This is a genomic window from Streptomyces sp. NRRL F-5650 (genome assembly GCF_000721365.1).
Taxonomy (GTDB): domain Bacteria; phylum Actinomycetota; class Actinomycetes; order Streptomycetales; family Streptomycetaceae; genus Streptomyces; species Streptomyces ardesiacus.
Genome location: NZ_JOGV01000061.1, coordinates 61,481 through 72,282, shown reverse-complemented (window position 1 = coordinate 72,282; position 10,802 = coordinate 61,481). Strand labels below are relative to the sequence as shown.

Sequence of the window (10,802 nt, the reverse complement as noted above, 5' to 3'; positions counted from 1 at the left end):
CCCTCACCCCCTCCGCACCACCGCCCCCGCCCCGCCCAGCGCCCCCCGTTGCGGCGCGATGCCCGCGGGGACCGCGCGTTGGCGGGCCGGGGTGCCGGTCCAGCAGGTGCCCCGGCGGGACAGCAGCCGACGGAGCCACAGCTCCAGGGAGACCAGGTCGGCCAGCCCGTCCAGCGGCAACGGCTCCCCCGCGGCCGCCGCCCGCACCGCCTTGCGCACCACCCGCGCCTCCACCAGCCCCGCCTCCGCGAGCAGCGGCCGGTCGAAGAGCCCCAGCAGGGAATCCGCGGCCACCCGCAGCCCCGTCCGCGCGGTGGAGGCCGCCAGCGCCTGGGTGGGCGCCCCCCACCCGGGCGGCAGCTCACTCACCCCCGCCCCCTCCAGCACCGTCCGCAGGATCGCCGCCCGCGCCCCCGGCTGCACCCGCAGCGCCTCCGGCAGGGCGCGGCACGCGCGGACCACCTGGTTGTCGAGGAACGGCGTGTGCAGCCGCTGGAAGCGGATCTCCGCGGCCTGCTCCAGCACCCGCACCTCCGCCGCCTGCCGCGCCAGCGCCGCCCGCGCCCGGAAGTCCCCCGGACGCTGCCCCGGCCCCACCCCCGACCGCTGCGAGGACGTCTGAAGGCGAACCGATACTTCAGCCAGCGCCTCTCCGGTCAGCCACCGCGCCGCCGGCCCCGGCCCGGCCCAGGTCAGCGCGGCCAGGGACGCGTCCATCGCCCCGTCGCCCGGCGCGTCGAACCGTCTGCGCAGCAGCCGCTCGGCGAGCACCTCGAGCCCGCTCCGGTACGGCGTCCGCGCCAGCCGCCGCGCCGCCGCGTACACGCGCGCGGGGACCAGTACCGACCCGTCGGCCTTGGCCAGCGCGGCGACCGGCCGCACGAGATGGCGCCGCTTGCGGTCCATGAGCAGGTCGGCGAGGCGAGCCGGATGCGCGTCGAGCACCTGCCGCGCCCCGTACCCCGCGAAGTGGTCCGCGCTGCCCGCCGCCAGCCGGGCCCGGTGCCGCGCGGCGGCGACCAGGAAGGAACCCGGTTCGTCGGTCAGCGGCCCGTCCAGCGCGGCGTACGGCAGCACGTCCTCGTCGCCGGTGACCACCACGTGGTGCAGCCGCGGGTTGGCCGCCAGCGCGCCCGCCCGTGCCAGCTCGGGTTCCTGCCCGCCGACGGCGAGGTCGTTGAAGGTGACCGCCAGCAGCCGCTCCCCCGCCCCGGTGCCGTGCCCCAGCACGGTCCCCGGCATCCCCGGCAGCCCGGCCGCCAGCAGGGCGAGCGTGCCCGAGGCGGGCCCGCCGGACAGGTCGGCGCCGATCCCCGGCACCGGCATCCCGCGCGCCGCGCGCCGTTCGGCGGGGCCCATGCCCGGCACCGGCCCGGGGTCGATGCCGTCCCCGGGGACGTGCCGGGGCGCGGCGAGCCGGGTGCGCACCGCCTCCACCAGGGCGTCCCGCACACCGTCCACCGCCCGGTCGGGGTCGGCCGCGGGCGCCGCGACCGCCAGCGAGGCGACCGGCTCGTACCCGGCGATCTCGCGCGCCCCGGCGCGCAGGATCAGCGCGTGCCCCGGCGGAACGCGCTTCACGCCGTCGTACGGGGTGGAGTCGTCCAGCGCGGCCGGCACGTCGGGCGTGGCGAGCAGCGCGGCGAGGTGGCCGAAGTCGAGGTTGGCCTCGACGAGGTCGGCGAGGGGCAGCGCGGCGGTGGCGTACGCGGTGCCGCCCGCCCAGGGGGTGTGGAAGACCGGCCGCGCGCCCGCGAGGTCGCCGCAGACGGTGATCCGCCGCCCGACCTGGACCACGGCCGTGTAGCTGCCGGGCCAGGCCGTCAGATGCCGGAGCGCGCCCCCGCGCGCGGCGAACAGCGCGACCCGCAACTGCTCGTCGCTCGCGCCGCAGATGCCGAGGACGGCGATGCGGGTCTGCGCGTCGGCGGTGACGACGCGCACCTCGTCGGGACGCCAGTCGCCGACCGCCCACAGCGGGTCGGGGTCGCCCCACAACGGCTGGGCCCCCACGGGCTGCACGGTCTCCCCGTCGTAGCCGGTGGCCCCGGCGGAGCCGGCCGCACCGGCGATCCCGGCTGCTCCTGCTCCCACGGCGGCGCTGCTCCACCCCACCAACCACCGCATCGACGCCTCCACAGGCTGGGGACAACCAGTGCACCGTACGAACTGGTTCCCCATGCTGCCATGAAGGGCGCGCCACAGACCGTCGGCGGAGCCGCGTGTGCTCCCCGGATGCGCCCTCGCGGAAACTCACGCGAGAACGCCAACTCCCTCTCCGCCGCGCGGAGACGGCTGCGCACACCGCCCCGGGGGCCGCCCCCGGACCCACCTCGGACCCTCGGGGACCCACCCGGACACGGCCCCGGGCGAAGCGAAGACGACGCGAATGCGCCCCCGGAACGCGCCCTTTGGCTCCCCAACGCGCCCTCAACTCCCGTGGTGAGGGCGGTAGTACTCACAAATCACCGGCGGTGTTTTTCGGCCAAATCGACGTTCCGCGACCCCACTCGAACACGCTCCGTACAGACCCCGCGAGCCGGCCGTCGGCCTGTCGGCGGCCGGCCGGCGGCGCACGGCCCGGGGAACGGGACTCGCCCCCCGGGCCGGTCCGCCGCCCGCGGGGATGTAGGCGGCGGCGTCCCCCAGCCCGCTGGATCCAGTACAGCGGGCCGACCCACGCACCGCCCATGGAATCGCTCCCGTCGTGGCCGGAGAAGAGCGCACGGACGGGCGCACGGCCACACATCGGGAGCACGCCGCAACGGACCGTGCATGCACCGCACTTGAGTACGGACCACAATCCCGCCATCCGGAAGAATGCCTCTTAACGCATGGGATGCGGCGAACTACGCTGGGTTTACGAATGCCGCGTGGCTATGCCAGCGCGGCAGCCGTCTGTGTCGAGGGGTGACGCATGTCCAGGGAGCAACGCGGGCCGAACGAAAAGCTCGGCGCCGTTCTCGCCCTCGCGGGAATCAGCAACGCCGGTCTCGCCCGGCGGGTCAACGACCTGGGCGCCCAACGCGGGTTGACGCTTCGCTACGACAAGACGTCGGTGGCGCGCTGGGTGTCGAAGGGCATGGTGCCGCAGGGTGCCGCGCCGCACCTCATCGCCGCCGCCATCGGCCAGAAGCTCGGCCGTCCCGTGCCGCTGCACGAGATCGGCCTCGCGGACGCGGACCCCGCCCCCGAAGTGGGCCTCGCCTTCCCCAGGGACGTCGGCCAGGCGGTCAGGTCCGCCACCGAGCTGTACCGTCTCGACCTCGCCGGCCGCCGCACCGGCGGCGGCATCTGGCAGTCGCTCGCCGGGTCGTTCGCGGTGAGCGCATATGCAACGCCCGCCTCACGATGGCTGATAACCCCGGCCGACAGCTCGGTGGCGCGCGAGGTGGGCCCGGCCGAGGGCTCCGGCGCACCGCTCAAAGTCGGCCACAGTGACGTGCAGAAGCTCCGCGAGGCCGCCGAGGACGCGCGCCGCTGGGACTCCAAGTACGGCGGCGGCGACTGGCGTTCGTCGATGGTCCCCGAGTGCTTACGCGTCGAGGCGGCACCGCTGCTCCTCGGCTCCTACTCCGACGAGGTCGGCCGCGCCCTGTTCGGCGCCTCGGCCGAACTGACCCGGCTGGCGGGCTGGATGGCCTTCGACACCGGCCAGCAGGAGGCCGCCCAGCGGTACTACATCCAGGCCCTGCGCCTGGCCCGCGCGGCGGCCGACGTGCCGCTCGGCGGCTATGTCCTGGCCTCCATGTCCCTGCAGGCCACCTACCGCGGCTTCGGCGACGAGGGCGTGGACCTCGCCCAGGCCGCCCTGGAGCGCAACCGGGGCCTGGCCACGGCCCGCACCATGAGCTTCTTCCGCCTGGTCGAGGCCCGGGCCCACGCGCGCGCGGGCGACGCGGCGGCGGCGGGCGCCGCCCTGAAGGCCGCCGAGAGCTGGCTGGAGCGCGCCCGGCCCGGCGACAGCGATCCCACGTGGCTGGGTTTCTACTCCTACGACCGGTTCGCCGCCGACGCGGCCGAGTGCTACCGCGACCTGAAGGCACCACGCCAGGTCCGCCGCTTCACCGAGCAGGCCCTGTCGAAACCGACGGAGGAGTTCGTACGCTCGCACGGCCTCAGACTCGTCGTCTCGGCGGTGGCCGAGCTGGAGTCGGGCAACCTGGACGCCGCCTGCGAGCAGGGCGTGCGGGCGGTCGAGGTGGCCGGCCGCATCTCCTCGGCCCGCACCACCGAGTACGTCAAGGACCTCCTGCACCGCCTGGAGCCGTACGGCGACGAGCCGCGCGTCGTGGAGCTGCGCGAGCGCGCCCGCCCGCTGCTGGTCACTCCGGCCTGACGGACCGCGTGCTTCCGGGTTTGAAGGCATTGTCAGTGGCGCAGTGCACTATCGAAACCGGGAGGTGGACCGCGAGATGGAACGAGCGTTCGACTGTGACGTGCTGGTGATCGGCGGCGGGATCGTCGGCCTGTCCACGGCGTACGCGATCACGCGCGCCGCACCGGGCACCCGGGTCACGGTCCTGGAGAAGGAGCCGGGCCCCGCCCGCCACCAGACGGGCCGCAACAGCGGCGTCATCCACAGCGGCGTCTACTACCGCCCGGGCTCACTGAAGGCGCGCTACGCGGTCCGGGGCGCCGCCGAGATGGTGAAGTTCTGCGCCGAGTACGGCATCGACCACGCCGTCACCGGCAAGCTGATCGTCGCCACCGACCGCGCCGAGCTGCCCCGCCTGCACGCCCTGGTCCAGCGCGGCCGGGAGAACGGCATACCGGTGCGCGAGCTGGGCGGCGCCCAGATCCAGGAGTACGAGCCGGAGGTGCGCGGCCTGGCCGCCATACACGTCGGCACCACCGGCGTCTGCGACTACGGCGCCGTGGCCCGGCAGCTCGCCCACGCGTCCGGCGCCGAGATCCGCTACGGCGCCGAGGTGCACCGCGTCGACCGGCGCCCCGGCCTCGGCGTCGCCGTCCGTACCCGCGCCGGTGACGTCCTCCGCGCCCGGGCCATGGTCAACTGCGGCGGGCTGCACTGCGACGAGATCGCCCGGCTGACCGGCGACGACCCCGGCATGCGGATCGTGCCCTTCCGGGGCGAGTACTACGAGCTGGCGCGGCCCGAGCTGGTGCGGGGCCTGGTGTATCCGGTGCCGGACCCGGCGTTCCCGTTCCTCGGGGTGCACCTGACCCGCGGCATCGACGGCGGCGTCCACGTCGGGCCGAACGCGGTGCCGGCGCTGGCCCGCGAGGGATACGGCTGGGGCGTGGTGCGCCCCCGCGAGCTGGGCGCGACGCTGGCCTGGCCGGGTTCCTGGCACATCGCCCGGCGCCACTGGCGGTACGGGGCGGGCGAGCTGCGCCGGTCCCTGTCCAGGAGCGCCTTCACGGCCGCGGTCCGCAGACTGCTGCCGGCGGTGACCGAGGCCGACCTCGTCCCCGCACCGGCCGGGGTGCGGGCGCAGGCGGTGCTGGCGGACGGCACGCTGGTGGACGACTTCCTGATCAAGGAGGGCGCCCACGCGGTGCACGTCCTGAACGCACCGTCGCCCGCCGCGACCGCGTCCCTGCCCATCGGCCGGGAGGTGGCGCGCCGGGCGCTGTCGATGCTGGAGGCGGGCTAGGGGGCGTCAGCCTCTTCGCGTCACCGCCCCGGCGCGCCGCTGCCCTGGTACGAACCGAGGCCCTCGATCAGCGCCACGAGGGCCGGGTCCCCCGCAAAGCGCTCGGCGTGGATCTGCCGGATGAGTTCGCCCGTGTACGGGTCCTCGTCGTCGATCAGGTCGTACGAGACCATGTTCCGCACCAGCGGCAGCCCGATCTCGTCGACCTGCCGGTGCAGCGGGGCGTGCATGTACGCCCGGTAGGCCTCGATGTCCTCGACCGCGAACATCGCTCCGTAGTCGAAGTCACCGCCCACGTCCCGCCCGACCGCCCCATACGCGACGGCGTCGATCTCACGCCCCATCCTGCGGAGCAGCTCGAGCGCCTCGTCGACCTTGTCCCCGGGTGCGTCGGGGCGCATGGCAAGACGGATGTGGTGGTGAATCACGGCAACTCTCCCTCGCGCGCAATGAATGCTTCGCTCTATCGATACGGTTATAGACTCTAACTACACTGACATGACCTCGCAACCGCGTGCGGGGGACTAAAATCGACGCATTGTGTCTGACACCCACCACACCCCCGAGGCCGAAGCCGCTCCCCCGGCCTCGGCCGGGAGTTCTCAGCCCCCCTCCCGCGCCAAGGGCGAGCCCCGTTTCCCCGACGGGCCGAAGGCCGATCCCGCCGGGTCGCACTTCGAGCGGCGGATCCGCAGCTTCCAGCCCCGGCGCAGCCGGGTGACGACCGGGCAGGCGGACGCGCTGCAGCGGCTGTGGTCCCGGTGGGGGCTGGACATCGACGGACAGCGGGTGATCGACCTTCCCGAGCTGTTCGGCAACGCCCGCCCCGTCGTCCTGGAGATCGGCTTCGGCATGGGCGAGGCCACCGCCGAGATGGCCGCCGCCGACCCGGACACCAACATCCTCGCCGTCGACGTCCACACCCCTGGCCAGGGCAACCTGCTCGCCCTCGCGGAGCGCAAGGGCCTGTCCAACGTCCGGGTGGGCAACGGCGACGCGATCATCCTCCTGCGCGAGATGCTCGCCCCCGGCTCCCTCGCCGGGCTGCGCGTCTACTTCCCCGACCCGTGGCCGAAGAAGCGCCACCACAAGCGCCGGCTGATCCAGCCGGAGTTCCTGACCCTGGCCGCGACGCGGCTGGCACCGGGGGCCGTGGTGCACTGCGCCACCGACTGGGAGCCGTACGCCGAGCAGATGCTCGACGTGCTCACCGCGCACCCCGACTTCGAGAACACCGTGCCCGGCGGCGGATTCGCGCCGCGCCCCGGGCACCGGCCGCTGACCCGTTTCGAGGGGCAGGGGCTGGACAAGGGTCATGTGGTGAACGACCTGCTCTTCCGTCGCGTACCGCACGAGGAGCTGTAGCAGTCCCCCACCGGTTAGGGTCCATGCCGTGGCCACCTGTCCCCCGTGTCCGATCCCTCCGCACCGGCATACGCACTGGTGGCAGCGCCCCTGGGTGCGTTACGGCGCGCTGATCACCCTGCTCGCGCTCTCCGGCCTGGTGATCCTGGCCCTGGTGCGCGAACAGACCGGCACGCGGGGCTTCCTCGTGGGACTCGGCCTGGCCGTCCTGCCCGTACCGCTGCTCGTGGCGGCGTTCCGCTGGCTGGACCGGGTCGACCCCGGACCCTGGCGGAACCTGGTGTTCTGCTTCGCCTGGGGTGCCTGTGCGGCGGCGCTGATAGCGATCGTCGCCAACAGCTTCGCCACCCGCTGGATAGCGACCGCCACCGCCGACCCGGCGAGCGCCGACACCCTGGGCGCTACGGTCATAGCCCCGGTCGTCGAGGAGTCCGCCAAGGCCGCCGCCGCCCTCCTGGTCTTCCTCTTCCGCAGACGGGACTTCAACGGCATCGTCGACGGCGTGGTCGTCGCCGGGATCACGGCCACCGGCTTCGCCTTCACCGAGAACATCCTCTACCTGGGCAACGCCTTCGGCACCGACCAGCTCACCGGCGACAGCGGCATCGCCTCCGTCACCGCGGCGACCTTCTTCGTCCGCGTCGTGATGTCGCCCTTCGCGCATCCCCTGTTCACCGTGCTCACCGGCATCGGCTTCGGCGCCGCCGCGCTCTCCACGGGCCGGCACCACCTGCGCCGGTCCCTGCTCCCCCTGGCCGGACTGCTGCTCGCGATGGGCATGCACGCCCTGTGGAACGGCTCGGCCGCGTTCGGCGACTACGGCTTCTTCGCCGTGTACGCCGCGTTCATGGTCCCGGCCTTCGGCCTGCTGACCTGGCTGGTCATCTGGTCCCGGCAACGCGAACTGCGCACCGTGCGCACCGAGCTGCCCGCCTACGTCGCCGCCGGATGGCTGACGCCGGCCGAGCCGTACGCGCTCGGCTCGATGCGGGCCCGCCGCGTCGCCCGGCAGTACGCCCGCCGCCACGCCGGGAAGGAGGCGGCGCGGGCGGTGGCGCGGTACGAGGCCTGCGCGACCTCGGTGGCCTTCCTGCGGCAGCGCGGGCGCCGGGGCAGGGCGGGCGCCGGCTTCACCGTGCGGGAGCGGCAACTGCTGGACGCCCTGTGGCACCTGCGGGGCGTGGCCCGCCCGGCACTGGAGTACGCGGCCCGGGCCACCGCACCTCCCGCACCGCGGCCGGTGCCGCCGTGGGCACACGGGTACGGATACGGGCCCGGGCCCGGATACGTGGCGTACGGGCCGTACGTGCCGTCGCCGCACGGCCCGTACGCGCCCCGCCCCCCACAGGCGACGTACCCGCAGGCGCCGTACCCTCAGCACGCGCCGTACGCGCCGTATCCACCGCCGCGCCCGCACCGCCCCTAGGACGGTGCGGGCGCGGCGCTCAGGCGGACGCCCGCGTGAGCCGTTCGACCTCGTCCGCCGTCAGGCGCAGCTCGGCCACGCCCAGCAGCGCCGGGAGCTGCTCCACCGTGCGCGCGGAGGCGATCGGCGCCGCCACCGTCGGCCGGGCGGCCAGCCAGGCGAGCGCCACCGTGGCGACGGGGGCGTCGTGGGCCTCGGCGATCTCGTCCAGGGCGGCCAGCACCCGGCGCCCGCGCTCCGTCTCCAGGTGCTTGGCCGCACCGCCCGCCCGCGGACTGTCCACGGCGGTGCCGGGCCGGTACTTGCCGGTGAGGAACCCGGCCGCGAGGGCGTAGTACGGCACGGCGGCGAGACCGGCCCGCTCGGCGAGGTCGCGCAGCTCGCCCTCGTAGGTGTCCCGGGAGACCAGGTTGTAGTGCGGCTGGAGGGCGACGTACCGGGCCAGGCCCTCGCGCTCGGAGAACTCCAGGGACGCCGCGAGCCGTTCGGCGGAGATGTTGGAGGCGGCGATGTACCGCACCTTCCCGGCCTTCACCAGCTCGTCGAGGGCGCCGACGATCTCCTCGACCGGCACCTCGGGCTTGTCGAAGTGCGTGTAGTACAGGTCGATGTGGTCGGTGCCCAGGCGGCGCAGCGAGGCGTCGGCCGCGGCCTTGATGTTCGCGGCGGACAGGCCCGGGTACTCGGGGTGCTGGCTGACCTTGGTGGCGAGGACCACGTCGTCACGGTTGCCGCGGGCCGCGAGCCACTTGCCGAGGACGGTCTCGGACTCGCCGCCGCTGTTGCCGTCGACCCAGGCGGAGTAGGAGTCGGCGGTGTCGACGAAGTTGCCGCCCGCCGCCGTGTAGGCGTCGAGGACGGCGAAGGAGGTGGCTTCGTCGGCGGTCCAGCCGAAGACGTTGCCGCCGAGGGCCAGGGGGAAGACCTCGAGGTCGGAGGAGCCGAGCTTGCGCAGAGAAGTCATGTAAAGGGTCAACGACCGTGGCGGAGCGCGGCATTCCGGCAGGCGCGCAAAGATCCCGCAAACCGGCAGCCCTGACGTCGGGGGGTTGGCCGTCAGGACCGCCGGGGTTCAGCGGGCGCCCAGGGGTGGGTCAGGGGGTGAGGCCCTTGCTCTGCAGCCAGGCCATCGGGTCGATGCCCGAGCCGTCGGCGGTGTGGACCTCGAGGTGGAGGTGGGCGCCGGTCACGTTGCCGGTGGCGCCGACGCGGCCGATGACGTCACCGGTGGTGACCTTCTGGCCGACGCTGACGTTGATGGACGACTGGTGCGCGTACCAGAGTTCGGTGCCGTCGTCGAGGGTGAGCACGGTCTTGTAGCCGTAGGACCCGTCCCAGCCGGCCGACGTGATGGTGCCGCTGTGCACCGCCTTGAGCAGGGTGCCCGTGGGGGCGGCGAAGTCGAGGCCGGTGTGGTGGCCGGAGGACCACAGGGAGCCGGCCTGGTTGAAGGTGGAGGAGATCGTGTACGAGGAGGTCGGCAGCGTGAACTGCTTGGCCAGCTTCGCGAGCCGCTCGGCCTCGGCCTTCTTCGCGGCTTCCTCCTCCGCCTTCTTCTTGGCGGCGGCGGCCTTCTCCTCGGCCTCCTTGGCGGCCTTGGCCGCTGCTTCCGCGGCCTTCTTCTCGGCGGCGGCCTGGGCTTCGGCGGCGGCCTTGGTCTCGACCTGGGCCTGCTGCTGCTCGGCCTGCGCCATGATCCGGGCCCGCAGCGACTCACCGGCGCCGGCGGCGTCCGTGTTCTGCGAGGTGTCCGCGGCGACGGCCTGGGTGATGCCGCTGAGCGGGGTGGCGGAACCCTCGGGCTCCGGCTCCTCGCCGCCGGGCATCAGCGAGCCGACGTTCGGCAGGTCGGGCAGGGAGATGGAGACCGGCGGCTTGCCGGTCTGCGCGCTGGCCATGCCGCCCGCGCCGACTGCGGCTATGACACCGACGCCGAGGACGGTGGAGCTGCGGGCGAGTCCGCCGCGCTGCTTGGCGACGCGGTGCCGGCCGCGCACGGGGCGGATGGACTCCGCGGTGGGGTTCCACTCCTCCCAGGGACCCTCTTCGGCGCGGGGGGCGTCGTAGCCGAAGGTGTCGGTGCCGTGCCCGGTGGGTACGAACGGGGCCTCGGGGGCAGGCCGGTTGGACGCCACGTGGGCGTACTCCTTTCCTTCCTTCCGCCTACCGGGTTAGCTGACGGGTTCGGAGCAGGAAGGTCTCCTACGGGTGTGTGCCGACCGTGTTTCCACGGCGCCACACGCCCGATTCACCCCAATGTGATGGTTCCCCGGTTCCCTTGCGGGATTCGGCGCGTGCGCACGGAGCCGCCTTCTGTGACGGCTGGGACGACCGCGCTGCGTTATCGAACGTTAATAGACGGGGGGCTCGGATTCCAAGCCATTCCGCTT

General features: G+C 74.0%; 8 protein-coding genes and 1 riboswitch. Of the genes, 4 read left to right on the top strand and 4 right to left on the bottom strand.

Annotated features, from left to right (window positions below):
• Positions 1–3 precede the first annotated feature (3 nt).
• Positions 4–2,127, bottom strand: a complete 2,124-nt coding sequence (locus IG88_RS0134770; protein ID WP_031049950.1) for an asparagine synthase-related protein — start codon at positions 2,125–2,127, stop codon at positions 4–6.
• Positions 2,128–2,917: 790 nt separating this feature from the next.
• Between IG88_RS0134770 and IG88_RS0134765 the strand changes: the two genes are divergently transcribed.
• Together IG88_RS0134765 and lhgO are read left to right on the top strand one after the other, a co-directional pair.
• Entirely contained in the window at positions 2,918–4,339 is a 1,422-nt protein-coding gene (locus tag IG88_RS0134765; protein WP_031049949.1) for a hypothetical protein, read from the top strand.
• Positions 4,340–4,415: 76 nt separating this feature from the next.
• Positions 4,416–5,621, top strand: a complete 1,206-nt coding sequence (gene lhgO / locus IG88_RS0134760) for an L-2-hydroxyglutarate oxidase (protein WP_031049948.1) — start codon at positions 4,416–4,418, stop codon at positions 5,619–5,621.
• A gap of 20 nt (positions 5,622–5,641) precedes the next feature.
• Here the strand turns inward: lhgO and IG88_RS0134755 are convergent, their stop codons facing one another.
• Positions 5,642–6,049 (bottom strand): Dabb family protein, encoded by a 408-nt coding sequence (locus IG88_RS0134755; protein WP_031049947.1) that lies wholly within the window; start codon positions 6,047–6,049, stop codon positions 5,642–5,644.
• A gap of 112 nt (positions 6,050–6,161) precedes the next feature.
• Here IG88_RS0134755 and trmB point away from each other — a divergent pair, with 112 nt between their 5' ends.
• On the top strand, positions 6,162–6,986 hold the full coding sequence (gene trmB, locus IG88_RS0134750) for a tRNA (guanosine(46)-N7)-methyltransferase TrmB (protein WP_031049945.1): 825 nt from the start codon (positions 6,162–6,164) through the stop codon (positions 6,984–6,986).
• A 28-nt stretch (positions 6,987–7,014) separates the two neighbouring features.
• Positions 7,015–8,412, top strand: coding sequence for a PrsW family intramembrane metalloprotease (locus IG88_RS0134745; RefSeq protein ID WP_031049943.1), 1,398 nt, complete (start codon positions 7,015–7,017; stop codon positions 8,410–8,412).
• Positions 8,413–8,431: 19 nt separating this feature from the next.
• Here the strand turns inward: IG88_RS0134745 and IG88_RS0134740 are convergent, their stop codons facing one another.
• Entirely contained in the window at positions 8,432–9,376 is a 945-nt protein-coding gene (locus tag IG88_RS0134740; RefSeq protein WP_031049941.1) for an aldo/keto reductase, read from the bottom strand.
• Positions 9,377–9,506: 130 nt separating this feature from the next.
• Positions 9,507–10,547, bottom strand: a complete 1,041-nt coding sequence (locus IG88_RS0134735) for a M23 family metallopeptidase (RefSeq protein ID WP_031049938.1) — start codon at positions 10,545–10,547, stop codon at positions 9,507–9,509.
• Between the two features lie 11 nt (positions 10,548–10,558).
• Positions 10,559–10,715, bottom strand: a riboswitch (cyclic di-AMP (ydaO/yuaA leader).
• Positions 10,716–10,802 lie beyond the last annotated feature (87 nt).